The sequence below is a fragment of the Leifsonia sp. AK011 genome (genome assembly GCF_013410945.1).
In the GTDB taxonomy this organism is placed as follows: Bacteria; Actinomycetota; Actinomycetes; order Actinomycetales; family Microbacteriaceae; genus Rhodoglobus.
This window is the reverse complement of the sequence record NZ_JACCCH010000001.1, coordinates 2,097,756-2,122,286: the sequence shown is the minus strand read 5'-3', so window position 1 is coordinate 2,122,286 and position 24,531 is coordinate 2,097,756. Positions and strand designations below refer to the sequence as shown.

At 67.6% G+C, this 24,531-nt stretch carries 20 protein-coding genes and 1 other RNA gene; 13 read left to right on the top strand and 8 right to left on the bottom strand.

Features of this window, described 5'->3' with window-relative positions; genetic code table 11:
- Positions 1 to 117 precede the first annotated feature (117 nt).
- Complete coding sequence (locus HDC94_RS10315) at positions 118 to 5,892, bottom strand: glycoside hydrolase domain-containing protein (RefSeq protein WP_179497271.1); 5,775 nt, start codon at positions 5,890 to 5,892, stop codon at positions 118 to 120.
- Between the two features lie 326 nt (positions 5,893 to 6,218).
- On the opposite strand from HDC94_RS10315, the gene HDC94_RS14900 reads away from it, so the two are divergent.
- The 7 genes from HDC94_RS14900 to HDC94_RS10280 all read left to right on the top strand — a co-directional run bounded on the left by HDC94_RS14900 (position 6,219) and on the right by HDC94_RS10280 (position 13,731).
- Positions 6,219 to 7,148, top strand: a complete 930-nt coding sequence (locus HDC94_RS14900) for an EamA family transporter (protein WP_308495698.1) — start codon at positions 6,219 to 6,221, stop codon at positions 7,146 to 7,148.
- Between the two features lie 10 nt (positions 7,149 to 7,158).
- The gene (locus tag HDC94_RS10305; RefSeq protein ID WP_179497269.1) at positions 7,159 to 10,713 is read left to right on the top strand and encodes a cytosine permease; all 3,555 of its coding nucleotides are present in this window, start codon (positions 7,159 to 7,161) and stop codon (positions 10,711 to 10,713) included.
- A 9-nt stretch (positions 10,714 to 10,722) separates the two neighbouring features.
- Positions 10,723 to 11,541, top strand: a complete 819-nt coding sequence (locus HDC94_RS10300; protein ID WP_179497267.1) for a Nif3-like dinuclear metal center hexameric protein — start codon at positions 10,723 to 10,725, stop codon at positions 11,539 to 11,541.
- A gap of 63 nt (positions 11,542 to 11,604) precedes the next feature.
- Positions 11,605 to 12,345, top strand: coding sequence for a zinc ribbon domain-containing protein (locus HDC94_RS10295; protein WP_179497258.1), 741 nt, complete (start codon positions 11,605 to 11,607; stop codon positions 12,343 to 12,345).
- A complete protein-coding gene (locus HDC94_RS10290; RefSeq protein WP_179497256.1) occupies positions 12,345 to 12,767 on the top strand; it encodes a reverse transcriptase-like protein in 423 nt (140 codons plus the stop codon). Before HDC94_RS10295 ends, HDC94_RS10290 begins: the two co-directional genes overlap by 1 nt.
- Positions 12,768 to 12,805: 38 nt before the next feature.
- An RNA gene (gene rnpB, locus HDC94_RS10285) (RNase P RNA component class A) lies at positions 12,806 to 13,187 on the top strand.
- A 37-nt stretch (positions 13,188 to 13,224) separates the two neighbouring features.
- Positions 13,225 to 13,731: a DUF2510 domain-containing protein gene (locus tag HDC94_RS10280; protein WP_179497254.1), complete on the top strand. Its 507-nt coding sequence runs from the start codon at positions 13,225 to 13,227 to the stop codon at positions 13,729 to 13,731.
- Positions 13,732 to 13,738: 7 nt separating this feature from the next.
- Here HDC94_RS10280 and HDC94_RS10275 read toward each other — a convergent pair whose 3' ends face one another.
- Positions 13,739 to 14,467, bottom strand: a complete 729-nt coding sequence (locus tag HDC94_RS10275) for a VIT family protein (RefSeq protein WP_179497252.1) — start codon at positions 14,465 to 14,467, stop codon at positions 13,739 to 13,741.
- 79 nt (positions 14,468 to 14,546) lie between these two features.
- Between HDC94_RS10275 and HDC94_RS10270 the strand changes: the two genes are divergently transcribed.
- Positions 14,547 to 14,930, top strand: a complete 384-nt coding sequence (locus HDC94_RS10270) for a hypothetical protein (RefSeq protein WP_179497250.1) — start codon at positions 14,547 to 14,549, stop codon at positions 14,928 to 14,930.
- On the top strand, positions 14,906 to 15,709 hold the full coding sequence (locus HDC94_RS10265) for a putative protein N(5)-glutamine methyltransferase (RefSeq protein ID WP_257021834.1): 804 nt from the start codon (positions 14,906 to 14,908) through the stop codon (positions 15,707 to 15,709). Before HDC94_RS10270 ends, HDC94_RS10265 begins: the two co-directional genes overlap by 25 nt.
- Here HDC94_RS10265 and ppgK read toward each other — a convergent pair whose 3' ends face one another.
- Both ppgK and map read right to left on the bottom strand, forming a co-directional pair.
- Complete coding sequence (gene ppgK, locus HDC94_RS10260; protein WP_179497248.1) at positions 15,710 to 16,459, bottom strand: polyphosphate--glucose phosphotransferase; 750 nt, start codon at positions 16,457 to 16,459, stop codon at positions 15,710 to 15,712.
- Positions 16,460 to 16,473: 14 nt separating this feature from the next.
- The gene (gene map, locus HDC94_RS10255; protein WP_179497246.1) at positions 16,474 to 17,358 is read right to left on the bottom strand and encodes a type I methionyl aminopeptidase; all 885 of its coding nucleotides are present in this window, start codon (positions 17,356 to 17,358) and stop codon (positions 16,474 to 16,476) included.
- A gap of 53 nt (positions 17,359 to 17,411) precedes the next feature.
- Between map and HDC94_RS10250 the strand changes: the two genes are divergently transcribed.
- The 3 genes from HDC94_RS10250 to HDC94_RS10240 are packed head-to-tail and all read left to right on the top strand — an operon-like array spanning position 17,412 to position 18,304.
- Positions 17,412 to 17,696, top strand: coding sequence for a metalloregulator ArsR/SmtB family transcription factor (locus HDC94_RS10250; protein ID WP_308495697.1), 285 nt, complete (start codon positions 17,412 to 17,414; stop codon positions 17,694 to 17,696).
- Entirely contained in the window at positions 17,693 to 18,079 is a 387-nt protein-coding gene (locus HDC94_RS10245) for a VOC family protein (protein ID WP_218870545.1), read from the top strand. Before HDC94_RS10250 ends, HDC94_RS10245 begins: the two co-directional genes overlap by 4 nt.
- Before the next feature lie 45 nt (positions 18,080 to 18,124).
- Positions 18,125 to 18,304, top strand: a complete 180-nt coding sequence (locus HDC94_RS10240; protein ID WP_179497242.1) for a methionine aminopeptidase — start codon at positions 18,125 to 18,127, stop codon at positions 18,302 to 18,304.
- Here the strand turns inward: HDC94_RS10240 and HDC94_RS10235 are convergent.
- Positions 18,301 to 19,122 (bottom strand): DUF72 domain-containing protein, encoded by an 822-nt coding sequence (locus tag HDC94_RS10235; RefSeq protein ID WP_179497240.1) that lies wholly within the window; start codon positions 19,120 to 19,122, stop codon positions 18,301 to 18,303. The genes HDC94_RS10240 and HDC94_RS10235 overlap by 4 nt on opposite strands.
- A gap of 128 nt (positions 19,123 to 19,250) precedes the next feature.
- On the opposite strand from HDC94_RS10235, the gene HDC94_RS10230 reads away from it, so the two are divergent.
- On the top strand, positions 19,251 to 19,973 hold the full coding sequence (locus HDC94_RS10230; RefSeq protein WP_179497238.1) for an SDR family NAD(P)-dependent oxidoreductase: 723 nt from the start codon (positions 19,251 to 19,253) through the stop codon (positions 19,971 to 19,973).
- A 2-nt stretch (positions 19,974 to 19,975) separates the two neighbouring features.
- Here HDC94_RS10230 and atzF read toward each other — a convergent pair whose 3' ends face one another.
- From atzF to HDC94_RS10215, 3 genes are read right to left on the bottom strand one after another with little or no spacing between them, the layout of a single operon-like run.
- A complete protein-coding gene (gene atzF / locus HDC94_RS10225) occupies positions 19,976 to 21,658 on the bottom strand; it encodes an allophanate hydrolase (protein ID WP_179497236.1) in 1,683 nt (560 codons plus the stop codon).
- Positions 21,655 to 23,364 carry a PucR family transcriptional regulator gene (locus HDC94_RS10220; RefSeq protein ID WP_179497234.1) on the bottom strand — a complete coding sequence of 570 codons (1,710 nt, stop codon included), beginning with the start codon at positions 23,362 to 23,364 and terminating at the stop codon, positions 21,655 to 21,657. The genes atzF and HDC94_RS10220 overlap by 4 nt, the downstream gene beginning before the upstream one ends.
- Complete coding sequence (locus HDC94_RS10215; protein ID WP_179497232.1) at positions 23,358 to 24,521, bottom strand: M20 family metallopeptidase; 1,164 nt, start codon at positions 24,519 to 24,521, stop codon at positions 23,358 to 23,360. Before HDC94_RS10215 ends, HDC94_RS10220 begins: the two co-directional genes overlap by 7 nt.
- Positions 24,522 to 24,531 lie beyond the last annotated feature (10 nt).

The following is a 24,531-nucleotide window of genomic DNA, read 5'->3' as shown; positions in this document are numbered from 1 at the left end:
CGCGAGAACCGCTTGCTGGGCCCACGGCCGCCGGTTCCGGCGCACTGCGCAGCAGTGTGACGGCTGTCGAGTACGACAAAGCCCCCGGGTCTCCCCAGGGGCCTCGTCGCATGCTGTCTAGCCGAGGGCGGTCAGCGTGAGCGTCGCGCGGTAGACGCCGTCCGTGGCATCCGTCGGCATCTTCAGTGTCAGTTCTGCCCCGAGCTTGGCTGATCCCAGTTCGTGACCCGGTGCAGCTCGACCGAGCAGCGAGTCGACCGAGAGGCCGTCGCCCTCATCGAATCCGGATGCCACGGCCGCACCAGCAGCGGCTCCGCCACCCGCCTCGATCACTGCCGGCGTCCACCCGAGGTAGCGCCCACTGATGGTCTGGTCCTCGGAGGTGAAGTCGCCGATGCGGGCCGTGACGGTCCACTCTGGTGCCCCACGACGCGTGTCCGTGACGAGGATCGGGTTGATCGCACCGGTCGCGTAGTAGTGATCGCCGCGGAGCTCCGCCGTGCCCAGGTCGACGAGTTCGTTGCTGCCGGGAATCGTCCAGACGAACTCGCCGGCGCTCAGCTTGGGCACGTCGACGCTGATCTCCTGGCTGCCGGTCGACACACCCTCCTCGAGCACGATGGGGAGCGCCAGCACTGCGGCCTCGTCGTCGCCACGGACCAGCAGGGTGTGATCGCCCGGCTGTGCGTCCGCTGGCAGCGTCACCGAGACATTCAGGGCGCCAGCGGAGGTGCTCGTGCCGTCGCCGAGGACGACGTCGCCGGGCTGGAGCACGATCCTGTAGTGCGTGGACGGCAGGAGGTTCGTCGCGGAGATCGTGATGAGGCCGGCCGGCGTGAGTGTGCCCGTCACGGCGCCCTCGGGCTGGGGCACGACCGCGACGAGACCATCGAAGCCCGCGCGGAGTGCTGCATAGGTCTGCTCGTACGTCTCGTACGGCGCATCCACAGCAATCGCCTTCGCTGACTGCAACGCCGCTGTGAACGGCGCGCCGCTCTCGGGCGTGTAGCCGCTCAGGTCGATCGTGTCCGACTGGGTCACGAGCTGTTCGAGCTGGCGGATGACACGCCATTCGAGCTGTCCGGCTGCGAGTCGAAGCGCTCGAGTAGCTGACGCGACCCCCTCCTTGCTCGCCTGCGCATCCTCGCGCGCAGTGATGGCCGCATCCAGGGCTCGTGTGAAGGTGCGGAAGTCTGCGGCAAGGTAGCGATCGCCGAGTTGCGCGAGGGGCTCGTACTCCGTGATCGCTGCACGCAGCGCACCCTTGTCCACGCCGTACCCGAACTCGTACCAGTCGATGTTCCCCACGTACGGGTGGTTCGTGTAGGCCTCGGTGCGCAGGACCATGAACAGGGTGTGTTTGCCCGTGATCGCCGTGGGAAGCGCGAAGGTGGTGGTGCCGATCGCGCTCCAGGCGGAGCCGGTCACGGGGAGCGGCACCGTCGCTGTTGGTGCGCCGTCTCGCGAGTCGACGTACACCTCGATGCGTGCGTTGTTGCCCACGCGCGCCGAGTTGTTGACGTAGCGAACGGTCATCGAGGTCGCGGTGTTGGCACCGAAGTCGACGTCGTCATAGCGAAGCCACGCGGTGTCGTAGGTTCCCTTGAGGTTCGTGTAGGCGACTCCCTGCGGGTCGGTGTTGTTCTCGACGCCGAGCGTGCCACCACTGGATCCGACGTAGCTCTCGGCCTGGACGCGAAGCGAGGTTGGCACCTCCACCGCCTTCACACCGAACTGCAACCAGCTGATGTTCGCGACGTACGGGTGACCGCTGTCATTGTTGGGGGCCGTGAAGAAGAAGTAGACGTCCTGTGTTCCCACGAACTTCGTCGGGTCGACATCGATCGTCGTGGTCTTGTACGTGCCCCACCCGCTCGACGTGAACGTCAGCGGAACGATCGCCGAAGCGGGAGCGCTCACGCTGCCCAGGCGCACCTCGACGAACGTGTTCTCCGTCGTTCGGGTCGAGGGCTTGTCGTAGTTCACGGTCAGCGTCGTCGCACCCGAACCGAAGTTGATGCCGCGGTACGCCGCCCACTCCTGGTCATTGACGTTCTGAAGCATCGCCGCGCTCTTGTCGATTCCGCTGTGGAGCTCGCTCGCGTTGGTTGTGTCGAGCTTGGCGAAGGTCGGAACCTCGGGGCCAGCATCCGTGTCGTGGGCGAACTGGAAGTAGTCGAGGTTCGCCACCCACGGCAGGGCGTCGGTGATCGTTCCGCGGAACACGAAGTAGATCGAGGATGCGTTCGCGAGCACGGCCGGATCAGTGAACTCCGCGGTGATCGTTGTGTAGGCGTTCCAGTCCGCGCCGCTGTGGGGGAGCGCAACGGTGGCCGCGAGGGGACCGGTCGGGGAATCGACGCGAATCTCCACGGCGGAGTCGGGCGAAGTTCGGCCCGAGTTCGCCACGTAGCGGATGTCGATGGACGTCGGAGCCCCCTCGGAGAAGTCCATGCCGCGGTAGCCGATCCAGGAGCCGGGCTTGACGCCACCGAGGTTGATGCTCTCGTTCTTGAGGTCACCACCCGACCACGTGTCGGAGGCCTCGCCCTCGAGCCTGCGGTAGCCACCCGCTCCGAGTTCGAGCGCGTCCAGGGCCGAGTCGAGGGTGAAGTAGGCCTGCTGCAGGGCGCCGGCAGTCGACGTCGAATCGTCCAGGAGGGCCTTCGACGTGCGGCGGGCCTGGTCGAGCGCGGCGTAACTCGCAGGGGAGTAGTTGCCCTGTTCGACCAGGACAGCTTCGGAGTAGAGCGTCGAGAGCCGTTCGCGCCATTCCGCACCGATCGTCACCGTGAAGGGGCGCAGCACACCTCCGTCACCGGCCACGGTCTTCGCGGATACTCCGTTCGCGAAGGCTGAGTCGGTGAAGAGGAACGAGAAGCGCGAACCCTCGACGGTCGTGAGCGTGCCGGTGACCGTGAGCGTGAGCGTGGTGTCGCCGGAGCGCACGAGGGTCGCCGTCAATCCGTCGGGCAGGTCGTTGACGGATGCCCGGCCACTGGCGAGTAGGTCGTCACCGTTGGCGCCCGCGAAGGTCACGCCGCCGTCGACCGTAAAGGTCGCGGTGTGCTGGACGGCTCCGCCGTCGTCGGCCCGGACCTCGAGCGCATCGACGTCGAGCGCGGCGCCGGTGAAGTCCACGCGCAGGCTGAGGCTCCTGGCATCCGACGCCACCGTCGATGTGAATGCACCGCTCGCGAACTGCACGGCTATCCCGTCGATGCCGTCGGATTCGGCGTGCGATGACGCAATTCCGCTCAACGAGAGGTCGATTCGATCATTCGCGGGTTTGACCGCGTGGAGCGTGAGTCCGGCGGGGACGCCCGTCGCGCTCACAAGGCCTGCCGACACGAGGTCGCTCTGGGCCGCTCCGACGAAGGAGGTGCCATGCGCCGTCACGGCCACAGTGTTCGCGATCGTTCCGTCATTGGCATCCGACTCGGTGAACACTCGCGACGAGGTCGTCAGCGGCATGTCCCCGCGTCGGTTGTACACCGACGAGTCGACGTGGTCGCTGAGGGAGTCCGGCTGGGGGCCGTCAGCTGCCCACTCGGATGCCGCGTTCCCCATCGTGAATCGAAGCTCGCCGCCCCCGACGATCTCGTCGTACGAGACCCAGGTGCGATCGAAGGTGGAGCCGTTCAGCTGGGCTGACTGGATGTAGTAGTTGTCGGGTGAGACACCGTCTGCCGCGATGACGAAGGGATTCGCCCCCTCGCGATCGATGGTGACCTTCTCGAAGAAGGGCGATCCGATCTGGTAGGTGTCTCCACCGGCGGTGACCGGGAACAGTCCCATCGCGGCCGCGACGAACGTTGCCGACATCGTGCCAGCGTCATTGTCCATGGTGGGGAGGAAGCCAGCGGGCGAGAGGCTGAACACCTTCTTCTTCACCGGCGGACGGAACTCGCCGCCACTCGAGGGCGCTTCGCCGGTCGAGCCGGTCGCGATGTAGCGGTTCCAGGTCTCCTTCGTGTAGATGTTGCGCACCCAGTACTGCGTGCGGTTGGGAGCACCCACGTAGTTGAAGAGGTAGGGCGCCTGCAGGTCGATCTCGTTGGCGTTGGAGTGCAGCATCCGCTGTCCATCGTTGGGTGCCTGCTCTCCGAAGAGGTTGCTGACGGCGGAGAGGGCGTTCTCCTCGCCGCCCATCATCGTGACCATTCCGCCCATGTCGTTCGCGACGTACCAGTTGTACTGCCACAGGGTGCCCTGGTAGAGGTTGGCCGCCTCGAACCGCTCGGAATCGACGTTCTGCCACCAGTTGCCGGACCCGTCCTTCGGCTGGATCAGGCCGACTTGGGTGCCAGCAGAGTTGGTCCACGCCGCCGGGTTGAAGAGGTTCGTGTAATTGGTCGCCCGCTTGAGATAGAACGCGGCGTCGGCATCCGCGCCGAGCGAGGTCGCGATGGTGGCCATCGCCCAGTCGTCGTAGGCGGTGCCGAGGGTGTCGTCGACATCATCGGCAAGGTAGCCGCGCGTCGTGTTCGCGCTGTTGTAGCCACCCCCGACGGTGCGCTTGAGGCCCTCGAAGGCGAGGTCGAGGCGATCGAGGGCGATGCCCTTCGACACGGCGTCGGCGATGACGATCGGTGCTCGCTCGTACCGGACGGTCGGCGCCGAGTGCGTCAGGTTCGCCATCGAGCCTGCGTTGGTGTTGGCGAGTTCGGAATAGAGATCGACGAGCGACTGCACGATGTCGGCGTAGACCTCGGGATAGGCGATGGCCAGGATCGAGTACTTGCGGAAGTCGTCCCACAGGTACCACGAGTCGTAGTGGTCGTAGCCGTCGGCCTCGTAGATGACACCATCAGCGCCGCGGTAGGTGCCGCTCGTGCTCGTCGTGTTGACCGGTGAACCGAACAGGCGGTACAGGTGGGTGTAGAAGAGCTTCTTGAGGCTTCCGTCCGGGTCGCTTGTTCCGCTCGACTCGATGTCGACCGTCGAGAGCACCTCGTTCCACTGGTCCTTCGTGCCGGCACGCACGTCGTCGAAGGTGCGGGTGCCGATCTCGTTCGCCATGTCGATGCGCGCCTGCTCGACGCTCAGGGGCGAGAGTGTGGTCGTGAGCTGGACGACCTGGCCTGCCGTGGCATCCACGTCGAGGATGACACCGATGTCGGTGCCGTTCTGCTGCATCGCATTGGAGAGGGCGCCGTCACCGCCCCACGTCTGGATGCTCTTCACCGCAGTGCTCGTCTCCGAGTAGTAGTAGAGCTTGTAGTTGTTTCCGTTGAACGTTCCGACGACGTAGCCCGACAGAGCGGCGCGACCGTCGGTGAGCTTGTTCACGGAGACGCTCGCATCGATCCGACTCGTGAAGTTGTTGCGCAGGTCGACGACGAGCGAGGCGGTTCCCGCGTTCGGGAAGGTGTAGCGCTGCAGCGAGCTGCGCACGTCGGCGGTCAGCTCCGCCGTGATCGGCTGGCTGCCCGCGGTGTTGGAGATCGATCCGTCGAGCCCCTGCGTCGTGGTGAGCTTGACCTTGTAGTAGCCGGGCGTGGCCTCTTCGTCGGCGTGACTGTAGCTCTTCGCATAGGAGTTCGTGTTGGGACGGGTCGTGTAATCGACGTAGGTGGGGACGACCAGGATGTCACCGCCGCCACCCGACCCGCCTGCACCGTCGAGGTTCGTGCTCGTGAACCCCGCGATCTTCGTCTCGGCGTAGTCGTACCCGCTGTGCGAGCGCCCGGGAGTGGTCAGGGGATTGACCTTCGCGAGACCGTGGGGTGCTGCGGCTCCCGGCATGTCCTGACCGAAATCGTCTTCCGTCGAGACGAACGGGTCCACGAACTGCGTGTAATCCTGCGGCAGCAACTCCGCTGCGATGCTCGAGGCTGCCACGCCACCCGTCACGAGTCCGCCCGCGACGATGGCGAGGGTCAGCGTCATCGGCAGGACCTTCGCGAAGCGCCCCGTGAACCGGGTTCGACCCTGTTCTTCCCTCAGAGCTGTGTCGGGCGTCAGGGTTGAGCGCATTCGTAGGTTCCTGTCCACGTCGAATGGCACCCCGGAGGTCATCCGGTGTGCCGAAGTGTTGTTGTGCGGGGGTTCGGGCGCTGAGGCGCGGCCCTCGTCACTGTCCCGAGCCAAGGTGGCTGGCACTTGTCGCTCCGGTTACCGCCGACGAAACGAGGCTTGGCGTTCTGGGGCACGCCGCCTCGTGAGGAAACCTATGATGGTGACGAGCTAGGGCGAGGTCAGGGGAGCGGTCGGTGGTGAGTCCTGACAGTAGGCCCACCCCGGGCGTCGGCTCTGGTGCGTGGGCGCTCGTGTTCGCGTCGCTCCTCTGGGGAACCACCGGCACGGCGGCGAGCTTCATGCCGGACTCGGTCAGCCCGTTGGCTATCGGTGCATCCACGATGACGATCGGTGGCCTGCTCCTGTTCGCGATCGCCGCGCGTACCTCGCTCAGGGCGATTCGGGATGCCGCGAGCCGGAAGTGGCTTCTCATCGGGGCGATCGGCGTCGTCGTGTATCCGCTCTCCTTCTACCTGTCGATGGACCTTGCGGGTGTGGCAATCGGCAACGTCGTCTCTCTCGGTACCGGTCCCGTGTTCGCCGCTCTTCTTGAATGGCTGTTCGAGCGCCGGGGCCTGTCGCGGCGCTGGCTCGTCTGCACTGGGGTCGCCATCGTCGGCGTGGTGCTCCTGGCGCTCGGTGGCCACGGCGCGGCATCGTCAAATGCTCCGGGCACCGTGCTCCCCGGCATCCTGTTCGGCGTTCTCGCAGGCTTTGCGTACGCGTTGTACACCTACGCCTCGAGTCGCGCGATTCGCACGGGGCATCCCTCGAACGCGGTCATCGGAGGGATGTTCGGCATGGGCGCACTCGGTCTGCTTCCCGTACTGCTCGCGCTCGGGGGCCCACTTCTGCAGTCCGCACAATCCATCGGGATCGCCGCATACCTGGCGCTTGGGCCGATGTTCGTGGCCTACATCCTCTTCGGAATCGGGATGCGCACCCTGCGCAGCAGCACCGCGACAACCATCACGCTGCTGGAGCCGTTCGTGGCGACACTGCTGGCGATTCTGGTGGTGGGGGAGCGTCTTGAGGCCATCGGATGGCTCGGGCTCGGGCTCATCCTGATCGCGGTAACAGTCCTCACAACGGCCCGTCAACCGCGCAGAAATCCTCACTCGGCTTAGAATTCGCTGTATGGCAAGTGACGACGAGGTTAAGAACGAGACCTCACCAGACCCTTCTTATGCACCTCCGGGGCCCCGTCGCTCGACCTACAGCCCGCCTCCCGCGGGCGCCGAGGCACCATCGCTCCACGATGACGACGAACTTGCGAACGCGTTGGCCGCGGAGTTCGGGCGAGTAGCACCGCCCACGGCACCGGTATCCGTTCCGCCACCGGTGACGCCCCAGCAGGAGGTTCCTCCTGTGGCGGCACCGCCCGTTGCCGCGGCGCCCCCGTCGGCAGCGCCCGTGCCTCCCCCCGTCGCCACGACGCCGGTTGCCGCACCACCGGTCTCGGCGGTTCCGGCGTTTGAGGTACCGACGGCGCCTCCCGCCCCGCCCGTCGAGGCACCCCAGTCCGAGCCGGACTCGCCCGTCGCCGCAGTCCCGCAGGGCACTCCGCCTCCGCCGTCCGACGCGATCCCCGTGACCGATGTACCTCCGCCTCCACCGTGGAGCAGCCTGCCGGCCCCCGATCCATCGCAGGCCGTGCCGCTGGATGCTCCGTCGGGGCGTCCCGTGCGCAGGTCGCTCTCCGACCGCGAGCTCTTCGACCTGGCGGCATCCCAGGACCCCGCTGGGGCGATCGAACAGCTCCAGGCACAACTGCAGCTCCGCGAGCAGGACGCGCGCGAGTACACCGCGTGGGAGAGCTCCATGCTCGCCCTCGGAACTCCGGACGCCCTCGCGGAGGTCTCGGCCGCCCGCCAGGACTTCGGTGACCTCGTAGCCACAACCCCGGCCCCTGCGCCCGCTGCTTCCGCGCCAACGGTCGATGAGGCCCCCACCTCGGACGTTCCGGCGTACGAAGCGCCAACCTACGAAGCGCCGGTGGATGACGCGCCGGTGTCCGCAGCGGAGGCATCCGCTGACGTCGAGCCGGTCGATGAGGCACCAGCCGAGCAGGCCGAGGCGCCGCTGCCCGCGTGGGAGGTGCCACCTCCCAGCGACACCTGGGCCCCCGCACCGGACCTCGACGAGCCCAGCGGTTCGGTCACGGATGCCGCGGACGAGAGCCCGACGCCGGTTGCAGTTCCTTTGCCCTTCGTTGAGCCCGCCGTCGAGCCGGATGCCGAGCCCGCGGAGCCGACTTCGGAGCTTGCGGATCCCCCTGCGGAGCCCGAGCCCTCTGGGGAGCCGGAGCCCTCTGCAGAGCCCGAGCCCTCTGCAGAGCCCGAGCCTTATGCGGAGCCCGAGCCCTACGCGGAGCCCGAATCGGCTGTCGAGCCAGAGATCGACGCGGTTCCGGAGGCATCGGAACCCGACCTGGCCTCCTCCGACGCCCCATCGGAGACCGAGGAGCCTTACGTTGGCTTCGCTCCGCCCCCGCTCGTTGACCCCTCAGTGCCGAGCGACCCGGCCGAGCCAGAAGCCGTCGCGGTGCCTCTCGTGGACAGCGTGCCCGAATTCGTCGCGCCGGAGCCGGAGCCGGAGCCCACGCCTGAGCCTGAGCCGATGCCCGAGCCCGAGCCCGAGCCGGTCATCCCGGAGCTCGTCGAGCCGGTGATCGCCCCCGCTCTTCCCGTGGCCGACCAGGCTGCGCCCTTCCCCGCCGGACTCCTCTCGGGGGAAACCTTCGGCGAGGAGATCATCGACGCCGAGATCGTGGAGGATGAGCCACCGGCACCGTCGACCTCGACCGGTTTCGTGTTCGGTGCGGCAGCGGCGGGCGCGGCAGCGGCGGCACCCGCGGCCCCCGGCGCTTTCAGTTTCGATGACCTGCTGAGCGGGGCATCCGACGGCGCTGAGGAACCCCCGCTCCACGCGGACGCGGAGCCGGCGACATCCGGCTTCCCTGAGCCCATGTTCATCGAACCGATGCCCGTCGCCGCAGGCGAGAGTGTTCCCACGGAGACCGGATCGGTCACGATCGTGGACGCCGCGTATGAGGAGGAGCTCGAGGACGACGTCGACGAGACCGATCGCATCCCGCTCGTCGCGGGAGCGGCAGCTGGAGGAGTCCTGCTACCGCCGCCGATCTCCCCGCCCTCCGGTCCGATCGCGACCGTGCGGATCCCCGAGGACGAAGTCGTCATCATGGAGAGCCAGCCGATCGCCCCCAAGGCATTCGTTGTCGAGAAGGTGGCCCTCGAACCCACCCCGCTCGACCAGCGCGTCGGGCGAGCCGCACGTCTCTTCTGGCTCTGGTTCGCCGCCAATTCTTCCGTGCTCAGCCTTGCTCTCGGAGCGACGGTTGTGTCGGTCGGGCTGAGCCTGCGACAGTCGATCGTCGCGATTCTGGCGGGAGTCGCGCTCTCCTTCCTCCCGCTCGGACTGACGACCCTCGCGGGCAAGCGCAGCGGCCAGCCGACCATGGTGATCTCGCGAGCCACCTTTGGCCACCTGGGCAACGTCGTGCCCGCGACCGTTGCGCTCCTGACGCGAGTGTTCTGGGGCGCAGCGCTGCTGTGGCTCGTGGCATCCACGATCACCGCAGTCGTGATGCGCTCAGGAGGGGCCGGCGGTCTCACCAGCACGGTTCTCCTGCTCATCTGTCTGGCGGTGGTGTTCGCGATCGCCCTGGTGGTCGCCATCTTCGGTTATGGACTCCTCGCGCGCGTTCAGCTCGTGCTGACGATCCTGGCCGCCGTGCTCGTCGCGGGCTTCATCGGGCTCACCGCCAACCGCGTGGACCTGGCCGTGGCGCTCACGATCCCGGATGGTTCCTGGTTCGGAGCCATCACGGGCGCGGTCCTCGTCTTCAGCCTCATCGGCCTCGTGTGGGCGAACTCCGGCGCGGACCTTGCGCGCTACCAGCGTCCGGGGTCCAGCGGTGGTGCCTCCGTGCTGTGGGGGACCTTCGGTGCGACCCTCCCGACCTTCATCCTCATCGCCTACGGGGCACTCCTTGCCGCGTCGAACCCCGGTGTGGCGAGTGGCTTCGCCCAGTCGCCCATCGACGCCCTCGCGAACATGCTGCCGTCGTGGTACCCGATTCCCCTCATCGCAGCGACAAGCGTGAGCCTCCTCTCGGGTGTCATCATCACGATCTACTCCGGTGCATTCGCCTTCCAGTCGATGGGGATCCGTACCAGCCGCCCCGTGTCCGTCGTGATCGTCGGTGCGCTCCTCGCGGTGGTTGCGGTCGTCGTCGCTATCGCGCTGCCGGGTGGCCTCACTGCGGTGTTCCGGGATGCCGCGACGACACTCGCGGTGCCCACGGCAGCCTGGGTGGGAATCTTCGCCGCCGAGATGATGCTGCGGAACCGGCCATTCGACTCGAACTCGCTCGTGAGGCGCGGCGGTGCCTATTCCGATTGGCGGGTGGTGAACCTCGTGGGGTTCATCGTCATCACGCTTCTCGGATTCGGTCTGACGACGGCGAACGTGGCCTGGCTGGGCTGGCAGGGCTACCTGTTCACGCTCCTCGGGGTGCCTCTGGAGAGTCCGCTCGCCAGCACCGATTTCGGTGTTCTCGTCGCCCTCCTGCTGGGAATCCTGCTGCCGATCGTGGCAGGCATCCCGGCGATCCGTCGCCAGGAGGAGATCCGTATCCCGCAAGGATCGCCGCTGTCCGAGCGCCCGTAGACTGGCATCGTGACCACCACCGTTGACGATGTCCGAGCTGCGGTGGAGCGGCTGTGGCCCCGTGCAGGAGCTGAACCATGGGATGCGGTCGGGCTCGTAGCTGGCGATCCCGGTGCGACAGTCACCTCGATCCGGCTGGCCGTCGACGCCGTCACCGAGACGGTGGACGAAGCGATCGAGCTCGACACCGACCTGCTCCTCGTCCACCATCCCCTCCTGCTCCGCGGGGTGTCGTCCGTTGCCGCTGATACCTACAAGGGCTCGGTTCTCACTCGACTCATCCGGGCGGAGTGCGCGTTGCTTGCGGCTCACACGAACGCGGATGTCGTGGCATCCGGTACGTCCGCCACCCTCGCAGCGCGGCTCGGCCTTGCGGATGTTCGGCCGCTACAACCGTCGACCAACCCCGATCTCGGCCTGGGCCGCGTCGGCAGGCTCCCGTCGCCCGTCTCGCTCGGGCTCCTCGCTCGTGCCCTGGGTGAGATCCTGCCAGCCACCGCAACGGGAATCCGCGTGGCCGGCGACTTCGACGCACCCATCGAGACGATCGCACTGTGCGCGGGGGCGGGCGACTCGCTGCTCTCACACCCCGACGTTCTCTCGGCCGATGTGTACATCACCTCAGACCTTCGTCATCACCCTGCCTCTGAGGCACGCGAGAACGCGCGGGTGGCTGGCGGGCCAGCGCTCATCGACGTGTCACACTGGGCCAGCGAATGGCTGTGGCTCGACACGGCGGCCGCGGAACTCTCGGCCCAACTCCCGGGGGTGGCCGTCACCGTGAGTGACCTCCGAACCGATCCCTGGGATTTCGTCGTCACCCAGTGAACACAGACCCCGACTGACCCGGCTCTCCTGCGGAGAGCCCACCGAACGAAAGAGTGGAATCGCATGGCACTGAAGGCCAGTCCCGAGAAGCAGGCTCTCCTGCTTGACCTCCAGGCGTTCGACACGCGCCTTGCGCAGCTCGACCACCGGGCGGCAAGCCTTCCCGAGATCGCGGCCATCGCCGAGCTCCAGTCGCGCGCCGCAGCCCTCCGCAGCACGAGGGGCGAGCAGAGTGGCGTCGCCGAGAACACCCAACTGGAACTGAGCCGCCTCGAGTCGGATGTGAAGGTCGTCGAGGACCGTATCGCGCGCGATTCGTCGCGTCTCCAGGCGAGCTCGTCAGTGAAGGATGTCGCAGCCCTCGAGCAGGAACTCGGCGCGCTGAGGAAACGGCTGGATGACCTTGAGGAGATCGAGCTCGCCGTCATGGAGCGACTCGAGGCAGAGCAGGCGACTGTCGCGGCCACCACGGCCGAACTGGATGACGTGCTGGCGTCGATCACGCAGGCCGAATCCGCACGTGACCAGTCCCTCGCGACGATCGTGGAGGAGCGGGCGACAGTCGTCGCTGGGCGCACGGAACTCCAGGGCCAGCTGCCCGACGACCTTCTGGCGCTCTACGAGAAGCAGCGTTCGCGCTACGGCACCGGGGCATCCCTCCTGCGATTCGGCGTGTCCCAGGCGTCGGGAGTGGCACTCCTCGAGGACGAGCTGCAGGCGATCCGGGCGGCAGCGCCCGACGATGTGCTCATCTGCCCGTCGAGTGACGCCATCCTCGTGCGTACCGACGAGTCGGGGCTCTAGTGGCGCGGGTCCTCATCATCGAGGCCGACGGCGGTTCGCGAGGCAATCCGGGGCTGTCCGGGAGCGGCGCTGTCGTCATCGACGGCGACACGGGGGAGATCCTTGCCGAGATCGGTCTCTTCGGCGGTATCGCCTCGAACAACGTCGCCGAGTACAAGGCCATGATCGCGGGTGTTCGTCGCGCGTTGGAGATCGATCCGGATGCCGAGCTGCACATTCGTATGGACTCGAAGCTCGTGGTGGAGCAGATGTCCGGCCGCTGGAAGATCAAGCACCCCGACATGGCAGAGCTCGCGGCTGAGGCGCGCAGCGTGCTCATCGGCACGCCCGTGCGGTTCGAGTGGATACCCCGGCTCGAGAACTCCCGCGCCGACAAGCTCGCCAATCTCGCGATGGATCTCGGCGCGGACTTCGGCAACTGATTGCTGTGCGTCCCGCCCACCTACACTGGTGAGCGGAATGGGTCGGCAAGACGGTCGCGCTCATGTTCCCCTCGGGGCGCATGGTCGAGGAACGTCCGGGCTCCACAGGGCAGGGCGGTGGGTAACACCCACCCGGGGTAACCCGCGAGAAAGTGCAACAGAAAGTAGACCGCCGTTCGCAAGAACGGTAAGGGTGAAACGGTGGTGTAAGAGACCACCAGCGGCCGCGGTGACGCGGTCGGCTAGGTAAACCTCGTCCGGAGCAAGGTCAGACAGGAAGCGTTACGGGTGGCCCGCCCAGTTTCCGGGTAGACCGCTGGAGGCGTGCGGCAACGTACGTCGTAGATAGATGGCCGTCCAGCATCCCCGTGCCTGTCACGGTGATGTCAACAGAACCCGGCGTATCAGCCGGCCCATTCCCTCTCCTGTTCTGGCGCGCCCGCCCTAGAATCGCAGCATGGATGCCACGCGATCGCCGGGGTGGTACCCCGCTCCCGATGGGCGCGGTGAGCAGTGGTGGAACGGGGCGGGCTGGAGCGAGAGCCGGAAGGCCGTGACTCCAGCGGTCGCGGAACCCGCTGCGCCGCCGGATCCCCACATCATCTACTCCGCATCGAATCCTGCCCCGCAGAGTCCCAGCGAGAGTCCCGAGTTCGGCGGCCCCGTACCCGCAGCGGTCCGAATCGATGCCAGGGCGAACCCGATGGCGGTGTACGCACTTGTCGCGGGGATCGGTGCCGTGATCTTCAACGTGCTGCTCGTGCCGAGCATTCTTGCCATCGTCTTCGGCGCGAAGGGCATCACGAGAGCTCGCGAGCTCGCCGCGGCGGGCCAGCCGAACACGATGCGGGGCCTCGCCATGATCGGTCTCGCGCTGGGTATCTTCGGCGGAGCACTCTCCCTCATCTCGACCGTGTCGTTCCTGTGGTCGGTGCTGGCGAGCATCACCGTGAGCTACAGCTGACCCAGCGCTAGACGACACCCGAGGTGTCGAGGAGCATTCCGATGAGGAATGTCACGGCCAGAGCGATGGCACCCCCGATGACGATCCGCACAGTGGGGCGCAGCCAGTGGGAATCGCCGAGACGGGCGCTCACGACACCGGTGAGGCTGAGTGCGACAAGCACCGCCACGAAGGTGACGGGCACCCGTAGCTCGGCCGGCGGCAGGAGGATCGCAAGCATGGGGAGGGCCGCTCCGATGAAGAACGCGAGTGCTGACGCACCAGCGGCCTGCCACGGACTCACGACGTCCGCCTCGTTGATGCCGAGCTCGGCCTCGAGATGGGCCGTCAGGGCGTCGTGCGAGGTGAGTTCGGATGCCACGCGCGCGGCAGTCTCACGGCTGAGGCCCTTCCCCTCGTACAGGGCCGTCAACTCCTCGAGTTCCTCGTCGGGCAGACTCTCGAGCTCCGCGCGCTCCTTCGCGATGAGCGCGCGCTGGGTGTCCCGTTGGCTCGATACCGACACGTACTCGCCGAGTCCCATGGAGATGGCCCCACCGACGAGGGCAGCGACGCCCGCGACGAGTATCGGCGAGAGATCGGAGGTTGCCCCGGCGACGCCGACGACCACTGCGGCGACCGAGACGATGCCGTCATTGGCCCCGAGAACGCCAGCTCGAAGCCAGTTCAGCCGCGAGGCGAGGCCGGAACCGTGAGGTTCCCCGGGGTGCGTAGGAGGACGTGCGTCTGCTGCCATGATCGGCAGTGTATCCGTCGCCGGGTGTGTCGAACCGATCTCTCACCGTGCACGCACCGTGAGGGGTTATCGTGCTGCTATGACTCTCACACACAGGCTCGGCAGCGTCGCCGTGGTCGCCGCCGCACTCGCTCTGCTTGCAGGGTGCACGGCCGCTCCCTCGAGCACGCCCACCGGCGAGGAATTGGCAGGAACGACCTGGAGCGGAACCGACTCGCGCAATGCGGAGTGGGAGTTCGACTTCCACGAGGATCGCACGCTCGGCTTCAGCTACAAGGGGAAGAGCTTCAACGACCCGAGTGACACGTGGGTGGTCGCGGGCGGCCAGCTGCGGATCATCATCGAGTTCGCCGACGGTAACGCCACCATGGTGGGCCCCTACGAGGGTGGCGAGGACTCGATCGACCTCGACGGTTCGCAGGAGGGGCAGTCGGGCAGCTGGACCCTCACGATCACCGAGTAGGCCACATCGACGCACGCATCGACCGGCACGCCCTGGTCGCGCGGCTGCGCGCGGCCGGATGCGTCTTCGCCGAGGACGAGGCCGACCTCCTGCTGCTCGAGCCGCGAGACGCCGACTCCCTCGAGCGGATGATCGCGGCCCGGGTGAGCGGAACACCACTCGAGCACGTGCTGGGGTGGGCCGACTTCGCGGGTGTCAGGGTACCGGTGGACACCGGTGTATTCGTGCCGCGCCCGAGGTCCGAGTTCATCGTGGATGCCGCGGTCGAGGGGCTCGCTCCCGGTTCGGTGCTCGTGGACCTGTGCTGCGGCTCCGGTGCGATCGCTGCCGCCGTGGCATCCCGTGCTCGAGTGGAGGTGTTCGCCACCGACATCGATCCGCGTGCGGTCGCCAACGCGCAGCGCACTCTCGCGTCCGCCCACGCCACCGTTCTGCTCGGCGACCTCTTCGGACCCCTGCCCGCTGATCTTCGCGGTCGCGTGGCAACGGTCACGATCGTCGCGCCCTACGTGCCGACGGGGGACATCGCGCTGCTACCGCACGAAGCCCGCGATTACGAACCCCTCACCGCACTCGACGGCGGGAGCGATGGTCTCGAGGTCCTGCGTCGAGCGATCGCCGAGGCGCCCGCGTGGCTTACGCCCTTCGGTCGCTTTCTCACCGAGGTCGCCGAACACCAGGTGGACGCCGCGGTGGGCGCACTCGAGGAGGCCGGGCTGCGCGCCGAGGTCCTCACCCCGGACGAGTCGTCGCTCGTCGTCGGCTGGGCGCAGGAGTGACTACCGCGGAAGGGCGGCGAGAGCCGCGGCACCGAGGATGCCCGCGTTGTTGCGGTGCACTGCGGGCACGATCGGCGTGCTGAGCGAGAGCAGCGGCAGGAACTCCTGGTAGCTCTTGGAGACGCCGCCCCCCACGACGAAGAGGTCGGGGGAGAAGAGCATCTCGAGGTGCCCGTAGTACTTCTGGAGCCGCTTCGCCCAGGACTTCCAGCTCAGACGCGAGCGTTCCTTGGCCGCGTACGATGCGCGCTTCTCGGCGTCACGCCCGTCGACGATGAGGTGGCCGAGCTCGGAGTTCGGGATGAGCACGCCGTTGTAGATGAGCGCGCTGCCGATGCCCGTGCCGAGGGTCGTCAGCAGGACGAGGCCGGTCACGTCCTTGGCAGCGCCGTAGCGCACCTCGGCGTAGCCCGCGGCATCCGCGTCGTTGACGAAGTGGATGTCCCGCCCGAGCGCCTTCTCGAAGAGGGCTTCGGCCTCGAGTCCGATCCACTTCTTCGAGACGTTCGCGGCCGACATCGTGCGACCGTTGCGCACGATCGCCGGGAAGCACACCCCGACGGGGACTCCCTCGCCGAGTCCGCCGAGTTTTTCGACGAGCGTCACGACCGTCGCGACGATGTCGTTCGGTTCACCACCGCTCGGGGTGGGAAGCTTGATGCGCTCGCTCACCAGTTCGCCGGTGTCGGTGTCGACGATCGCGGCCTTGATTCCGGTTCCGCCGATGTCGACGCCGAGTGCATGTCCCATGGTGCGATTGTTCCTTACGGCAGTGTGAGGATGTCGGCACCGCGCTCGGTGACGACCAGGGTGTGTTCGAACTGGGCGGTGAGTGCCTTGTCGCGGGTGGTGATGGTCCAGTCATCCGCCCAGGTGTCCCACGCGATCGCGCCGGGGTGCTCAAGGGTGCCCATCGTGAGCATCGGTTCGATCGTGAACACCATACCCACCTCCATCACCTGGTCGAAGGCCGGCGCGGCGTCGTAGTGGGGAACGATGAGGCCGGAGTGGAAGGCGGTGCCCACCCCGTGACCGGTGTAGTCGCGAACGACGCCGTAGCCGAAGCGCTTGGCGTAGGACTCGATGGCCCGGCCGATGACGTTGATCTGCCGGCCGGGGGCGACCGCCTTGATCCCGCGGTTCATCGCCTCACGGGTTCGGTCGACGAGGTCGACGACCTCCTGTCGGGCCTCGCCGACGATGAACGTCTTGCTGAGGTCGCCGTGAACGCCGTTCTTGAAGGCGGTGACGTCGATGTTGATGATGTCGCCGTTCTCGAGCACCGTGTCATCCGGGATGCCATGGCAGATGACCTCGTTGATGCTCGTGCACACGGCCTTGGGGAAGCCGCGATAGCCCACTGTCGAGGGGTAGGCGTCCTGACTGACGATGTAGTCGTGGACGATGACATCCAGTTCGTCGGTGCGCACTCCTGGCCTGATCGCCTCACCTGCGAGCTCGACCGCTGTGGCAGCTATGCGCCCGGATTCGCGGATGAGCTCGACCTGCTCCGGAGTGTAGATGTCGTCGCCGTCGTACGGCGCGGGGGCCGCCCGGCCCACGTACTCGGGGCGGGGAATCGAGGCGGGGATGGGGCGTCGCGGGGACACGGTGCCCGCGACGAGATTTCCGTGTTCGTCGCGGGGCATGGTTCCACTCTAGCGACTTGACTGGCAACTAAATGGTTGCCTATTGTCGAAGCGTGGACGCGGTCTTCAAAGCCATCGCCGACCCGGTGCGCCGGGCGATCGTCGATGACCTGACGGTGCGCAACGACCAGACGCTGTTCGAGATCTGTGTCCGCCTGATCACCGAACGCGGGATGTCGATGAGTCGGCAGGCCGTGTCCAAGCACATCTCGATACTGCGCGAGGCCGGTCTTGTCACTGTGGCGAGTGTCGGCCGGACCACCGTTCATCATCTCGAGACGGATGCCCTCGCCGAGGTGCGTCGCTGGATCGAGACCGTACAGGGAGAGACACCATGAGCATCTTCATCACCACGACGTCCGTCTTCGTGGACGACCAGCAGAAGGCCCTCGACTTCTACACGGGCGTTCTGGGGTTCACCACGAAGAACGACGTGCCCGTCGGAGAGCATCGCTGGCTCACCGTTGTCGGGTCGACCAACGACGTCGAGTTACTCCTCGAACCGAACGAGCATCCCGCGGCCCAGGCCTATACCGCGGCTCTCGCTGCCGACGGCATTCCGGCCGCGAGCTTCGGCGTCGACGACATCCAGGCCGAGTTCGAGCGCCTGACGGCACTCGGGGTTGTCTTCCTTCAGCCACCGACAGACATGGGTCCGGTGACCGTCGCCACCCTGGACGACACCTGTGGCAATCTCATCCAGATCGCGAGCATGTCCTAATCTGGGCACAGTCCCATCCGGGCACTGAACCATGGAGGTAGACGCATGACCGACTGGTGGTACAACCACGTGACCGGCGAAGTCGAAGAGGGCCCACAGTCGCTCGCGACGGACCGTGACGGCCCGTTCAAGACCCGCGAGGAGGCGGCCCGCGCCCCCGAGATCATCGCGGAGCGCGCCCGCAGGTGGGCCGCCGAGGAGGCAGCCGACTGGGATAAGTCCTAGTCGCGCAACAGCTCGAGAAGCGACATCGCGTCGATCGGCGCCCGCACCTTGGTGTCATTGTCGAAGTAGATGTATGCGTCCTGCCCGTCCGCGAGCCATCCCGAAATCCGTGCCGACCACGTCGCGAGATCGTCGGGTTCGTAGAACCCTCCGGGGTAGACGGCCGTGTCCGCGTGAAGGCGCGCATAGCGGAAGTCCGTGGTGGCGTCGTCGATCACGGGCCATTTGCCGCCGGAGTCCCCGTAGACGATGGCGATGCCGTACTGGCGTGCGAGTTCCACGAAGGTCGGGTGACCGAACGAGGAATGGCGCACCTCGATGGCGTGACGGAAGGGTCGGTCGGCATCGGTCTCGAGGTGCTCGCGGCCGTGCATCCGCTCGCTCCGCTGCTGTGCTCGCTCCGCCGCCTCGGTCGTCGTGTGGGGGAGCAGGGCGAAGAAGCGCTCGATCAGGTACGGCTCGAACTCCTGGCTCGGCGGTAGCTGCCACAGGATCGCGCCGAGCTTCGACCCGAGGGCGAGGATGCCGGAGGCGAAGAAGTTGGCGAGGGGCTCCTCGACGTCGTCGAGTCGACGGATGTGCGTGATGAAGCGCGGGGCCTTCACCGAGAAGACGAACGCCTCGGGCGTGGCATCCCGCCAGGAGTACCAACTCGTCTGCTTCTGCAGGGAGTAGAACGAGCCATTGAGTTCGATGGATGTCACGTGCTCGCTCGCCCAGGCGAGCTCGTTCTTCTGCACGAGCCCCTTCGGGTAGAACGTGCCGCGCCAGTCGGGGTAGACCCACCCGGCCATGCCGACGACAACGCGCGAACCCATGGCTCATCGTACGACGCAGTGATGCCACCGTGCAGGGGTGCGACGACAGGTTGTCGCCAATCGTCCGTGACGCGGCACGGGTCGTGTCTCGCCGGTTAGCGTGAGATCACGACGTGGAAGGTGGACGAATGCGGCTGGCAGACCGGGTGATCGTGGTGACAGGAGGCGGCTCGGGAATCGGTGCCGCGACGGTTCAGCGACTTGCCGACGAGGGTGCTGTGACGGTGTCGTTCGACCTCGACGAGCAGCGGGCGAGTGCGTCGCAACCGGCGCTCGGCCTCGCGTGCGATGTCACCGACGAGGCGAGCGTCTCCGCCGCTCTCGACGCGGTGATCGAGCGGTACGGGAGGCTCGATGGTGCCGTGCTGAACGCTGGTATCGCCCTCGAGGTCCCGCTCACCGAGACGACCCTCGACCAGTGGAACCGCGTGATCGGCGTCAACCTCACGGGTGCCTTCCTCGTGGCCAAGCACGCGGTCTCCCGCATGCCGGACGGCGGCTCGCTGGTGTTCCACGCCTCGATGTCGGGCCTTGTGGCGACGGCGGACGAGCCGGCGTACTGCGCGAGCAAGGCGGGTGTTCTCGGCCTTTCGAGGGCCATCGCGGTGGACTACGCGAAGGCTGGCATCCGCTCGAACGCCGTCTGCCCCGGCGTCGTCGACACGCCCATGACACGCGAGCAGTTCGCCCCGCACCCCGAGTTCCGCACGGCGGTGGAGGGGATGCATCCGGCCGGACGTTTTGCGAGGCCCACGGAGATCGCCGCGGCGACGGCCTACCTGCTCTCCGACGACGCGAGCTTCGTGACCGGGTCGGAACTCGTCGTCGACGGTGGCTACACCGCGCGCTGAGGCTACCGACTGGCGAGGTACGCGGGCCAGCTTCCGTGGGCCGTGATGTCGAGGGCGCCCGCGAGAGCCGCTGGCGTGCATCCGAAGCCCACGACCTGCCGGCCATCGGAGAGCTCGACCCTGCCGAGCGTCATCGGCGAGGGCAGGTCGGCGAGGAACGTGCCGAGCGCTGCGGGTGACATCCGCCACAGCTCGCCGCCGATGCTGCTCCCGCCCTCGTCCACGAAGACCAGACCGGGCTTCGGCGGCGTCGTGTCGAGTGCGTGAAGCGTGTAGCTCGCGGCGGTCTCGATGCTCGTGACGAAGCGGGCACCGAGGTCGGTGAGCTGCCCATTGAGGGGTTGTCCCGTGAGATGGGCGCCGAAGACCGCAACGTCGATGCCGGGGTCGCCGGAGGCTGCTGGCGCCTCGACGCCGAGGAAGCGCGCGGCGAGGTCGAACGCGACCCGCTCTTGGAATGCGCGCGTGACGATCGTGGTGCCGAACCCAGAGTCCGCGCCGTCGTCGAAGGGCACGGCGATCGCGGACAGGTCGAGGAGGTTCACGAAGTTCGTGTAGGTGCCCATCCAGGCGTTGACCGCGAGGGGGTCGGCCGCGACCTCCTCGAGGGTCGGGTGTCCGGGGGCGGTCGGGATCACGATCCCGTCAATGCCCTCGAGAGAGGCGAGGGCCGCAACCCGGGCAGCATCGAGAGCCTCGCGATCACGGACGTACTCCCACCCGGCGACGGATTTCGCGCGCCGCACGATCCCGGCCACGGTGGGGTCCAGGCCCTTCTCGTCCGACAGGAACTCTCCCGCGGCGGCATACCGCCCCGCGACGATCGCGCCGTCGTAGAGGAGCTTGGCCGTGGCGAGGAGGGGCGAGATGTCGAGGGTGCGGAGCTCGGCCACCGTCGACCAGCGTTCGATCGCGGCATCCCACGCCGATCGCGCGGCGGGCGTGAGCGCCGCGAGGTCCTCCTCACGCGGGATCGCGAGCACGGGATGCCCCGGCGCAGCGAGAACCGCGTCCGAGGGGATGCTCCGGCTCAGGCCGTCGGCCGGATCGGGTCCCACGATGGTCGCGGTGGCGGATGCTGCGGTCTCGAGGTCGCGGGCGAATACCGTGATCGTGTCGAACGGGCGACAGGCATCCCTCATACCCGTCGTGGGCACGAGGCCGAGGGTCGGCTTGATGCCGACGATCCGATTGAGCGCCGCTGGCACCCGCCCGGAACCCGCCGTGTCCGTACCGAGCGCGATGTCGACGATGCCAAGAGCGACGGCGACCGCTGAGCCCGAGCTCGATCCCCCCGAGATCCGCTCGGGCCACAGGGCGTTGCGCACCGCACCGTAGGGGCTTCGTGTTCCGACCAGTCCCGTGGCGAACTGGTCGAGGTTGGTCTTGCCGATGACGATCGCGCCGGCAGCGCGCAGTCGTGCGACGGCCGTGGCATCCGCGGTCACCAGGTCGCCGCGTCGCTCGAGGGGAAGGCCGAGAGTCGTCGGGAGGCCCGCCACGTCGATGTTGTCCTTGACCGCGAGCGTCATGCCGCGCAGGGGAAGCTCGGCCGGGTCGGCGTCGATGTGTGTCGCCTCTGCCTCCAGGTCCGCAGGATCGCGGAGGGAGATCCAGATCTCGGGGCGGTCCGCCTCACGAATGGCCTCGAGGGCGCGGCGGACCGCGATGAGGGAGGAGGTCACTGGTGGGCCTTTCGCTGGGTTTCCGACCGCTCACGTTGCGTATCCATGACGAGCAGGGCGACCTGGAGGGTGAGGCACGTGCTCTCGTCATCGAGGTCGACACAGAGCACCTCACCGGCGAGGCGGAGTCGCTCATGCATCCAGGGACGCGAGACGAACGCCCTGCGCGCGGCGACCGTCTTGTTGCGTCCGGCATCGAGGAAGTGGCGCAGCAGGGGCACGAGCGACGTGCGGTGCTGGGCGTCGTAGTCGACGAGTGCGCCGATGGCCCGTTCTCCGAACTGCACGACGCGCGGGTCATCCCTCAGAGTGTGAATCAGCCCGCGGAGCCCCAGGTCGTTGGCCGTGACGACGTCGGACTCGACCCCCATGCTCACGGCGGTCGCTGCCGTCTCGATCGCATCGAGGAGCGCCGCCCGGGATGCGGCGGACCCGCGAGACACCCCGCCGCTGGCCACGACGACCGAGGCGCCGTCGCGCCCGAGCCGCTCGACGATGGCAGCGGCTTCGGTGAGGTCCGTCGATCCGGGGGAGAGCGAGGTGAGCATCCCGACGGTGAAGTCGTCCACCGGCGCCACGAGCGAGGCGAGCCCGCGCTCCTGCGCGATATCGGAGACGGCTCCCGCGAGGGTCCTGAGGTTGCCCTGCCGATCCCGCGGATCCTGCGACGCGGTCTCCCGCGAGCGGAAGGCGAACGCCGCCAGCCGCATCCGCCGGAACGAGACCCCGAGCGCGTGGGCCTGCTCGTCCAGTTCGGATGGGTCTCCCTCGCCCGCGAGAAGGCGACTGAGCACGCTGCTGTGCGTGGTGAGATCGAGCAGGTGGGACTCCCGGTCGACGAGCCTGCCGATGGCGAGCGTGGACGCTGCCTGCTCGACGAGCATGATGAGGCTTCGCGGGATGGTCATCGTGGGCTCGAGGGCGGAATCGAGGTCCCGCGCGCCAGCGGACGGCGCCATGAGCACGAGCCGTCCCCAGTCGTTACCGCGGGCACCCACCATGGTCTGCAGCCAGCCGCTGAGCGGGTCGTAGTACGTGCGGACCGGGCGGTGGGGCCGGTTGCTGTGTTCGGCCCACTCGGCGAGCACATCGCCGGCGGATCGCTCGCCGGGGTCGAACGCGAGAACCTGGCGGGATCGGTTCTCGAGCACGACGGCGAACCCGGAGAGCTTGGCGACCTGTCGCAGCACGATCTCGGGCTTGCTGCCCTGCACGGCGAGGGCGCTGAAGATCACGTGGATGCTCTCCGAGGCCTGCAGGTCGCGCACCTGGACGTCGATGAGGGACGCGTGCACCTCCTCCGTCACGTCGATGAACGCGATCTTGCGACGCAGGGCGATGAGGGGCAGCCCGTGCTTCTCCGCGGCTTCCACGAGGGCGTGGGGGAGGCTCTCGGGATACCGCGGGCCGAGGCCGATGACGAGTGCCGCTGCATTGGCCTCCACAAGCCGCTCGACGTAGGCCGCGAGCTCCGAGGGCTCGTCCGGGAAGACGATGCCCATCGTCAGGAGCAGTTCACCACCGTGCAGGAGTCCCGCGATGTCGACGATCTCGCTCATGTGCACCCACCGAACGCGGCGTCCGAGCCCGGCAGCCCCGGCGACGACGACGGGGTCGCCCCGCAGGATCGTGGGGAACTCGAGAGTCTGTGCGACGGTCGGCAGCTCATTCTGCGAGCGCCCGTACTGGGGGAGTCGGATCACCATGACGTCACCATGTCCCAAAGCAGGGCCGAACCGAGTTCGAGGTCGGCGATCGGCACGAATTCGTCGGCGGTATGGGCCTGATCGGTCGCTCCCGGCCCGAGCACCGTGCTCGAGGTCGATCCGGTGAGAGCAGCGATCATGGCGGAATCGGTGTAGGCCTCGTGGCCGTCGGCGCCACCGACTTCCGGTTCACGTCCCGCGACCGCGAGGTAGGAGGCACGAAGTGTGCGAACGATCTTGGAATCGTCGGATGCCCGGACCGGAGGTCGTCGAGCTCCGAGTGCATCGATCGAGTACGAGGCATCCTCGTACCGGCGCAGCACGTCGGTCGCGACGCGGTCCACCATGGTCACGGCATCCTCGGGCACGAGGGGCGGCACGATGCGGAGGTCCAGCTCGGCCGTGCACAGGGCGGGCACGACGTTCGTCGACACGCCTCCCGTGATGACGCCCGTCGTGAAGCGCGGCCGCCCCAGGATCTCATCGTCGAAAGGGAGCGCGGCGAAGGCGGACTCGAGCTCGACGACGATATGGGCCATGATGTGCGCAGCGTTGGTGCCGAGGTGCGCGCGCCCGGCGTGGGCCATCTTGCCCGTGACCGTCAGGGTCAGCCAGCGCAGCCCCATCTGGGATATCCGAAGGCGCATTCCCGAGGGCTCGGGTGCGAGGATCTGGTCGTCGGGCCGGAGGAGCGCATCCTCGACGAGCTGGTAGGCACCGAGCATCCCCGGTGCCTCCTCGTCGACCGTGTAGAAGCACACGACGTCGGCAGGAGGAACGGTCCCCGTGGAGGTCAGTGCCTCCAGGAGCCCGAGGGTCAGGGCGAGTCCCGCCTTCATGTCACACGCGCCGCGACCGTAGAGGAGCCCGTCGTCGATCTGCCCGCCGAAGGGGTCGCGTGTCCAGCCCGACCCGATCGGCACGGTGTCCATGTGCGAGACGAGGACGAACCGCGGAGCCGAGCGGTCGGCGCCGGGGATGACCACGCTCAAGTTGTCGCGTCCCAGTTGCACGGGGTGCCTGGTCACCTGGAGCCCCATGCCGCGGAGCCTGCTCTCGATCCAGTCGGCGCAGTCCGCCTCGAGCACGCCGGGGTTCGTGCTCTCGATGCCGATGAGCTTCTGGGTGTCGGCGATGACGGTCTCGACGTTGATCATGCTGCTGTTC

Coding starts and splice junctions, on each gene's coding strand:
- HDC94_RS10315 (WP_179497271.1), bottom strand. CDS start 5,892: ATGACGCTGACCCTCGCCATCGTCGCGGGCGGACTCGTGACGGGTGGC.
- HDC94_RS10305 (WP_179497269.1), top strand. CDS start 7,159: ATGGCAAGTGACGACGAGGTTAAGAACGAGACCTCACCAGACCCTTCT.
- HDC94_RS10295 (WP_179497258.1), top strand. CDS start 11,605: ATGGCACTGAAGGCCAGTCCCGAGAAGCAGGCTCTCCTGCTTGACCTC.
- HDC94_RS10280 (WP_179497254.1), top strand. CDS start 13,225: ATGGATGCCACGCGATCGCCGGGGTGGTACCCCGCTCCCGATGGGCGC.
- HDC94_RS10275 (WP_179497252.1), bottom strand. CDS start 14,467: ATGGCAGCAGACGCACGTCCTCCTACGCACCCCGGGGAACCTCACGGT.
- HDC94_RS10270 (WP_179497250.1), top strand. CDS start 14,547: ATGACTCTCACACACAGGCTCGGCAGCGTCGCCGTGGTCGCCGCCGCA.
- ppgK (WP_179497248.1), bottom strand. CDS start 16,459: ATGGGACATGCACTCGGCGTCGACATCGGCGGAACCGGAATCAAGGCC.
- map (WP_179497246.1), bottom strand. CDS start 17,358: ATGCCCCGCGACGAACACGGAAATCTCGTCGCGGGCACCGTGTCCCCG.
- HDC94_RS10245 (WP_218870545.1), top strand. CDS start 17,693: ATGAGCATCTTCATCACCACGACGTCCGTCTTCGTGGACGACCAGCAG.
- HDC94_RS10240 (WP_179497242.1), top strand. CDS start 18,125: ATGACCGACTGGTGGTACAACCACGTGACCGGCGAAGTCGAAGAGGGC.
- HDC94_RS10235 (WP_179497240.1), bottom strand. CDS start 19,122: ATGGGTTCGCGCGTTGTCGTCGGCATGGCCGGGTGGGTCTACCCCGAC.
- HDC94_RS10230 (WP_179497238.1), top strand. CDS start 19,251: ATGCGGCTGGCAGACCGGGTGATCGTGGTGACAGGAGGCGGCTCGGGA.
- HDC94_RS10220 (WP_179497234.1), bottom strand. CDS start 23,364: ATGGTGATCCGACTCCCCCAGTACGGGCGCTCGCAGAATGAGCTGCCG.
- HDC94_RS10215 (WP_179497232.1), bottom strand. CDS start 24,521: ATGATCAACGTCGAGACCGTCATCGCCGACACCCAGAAGCTCATCGGC.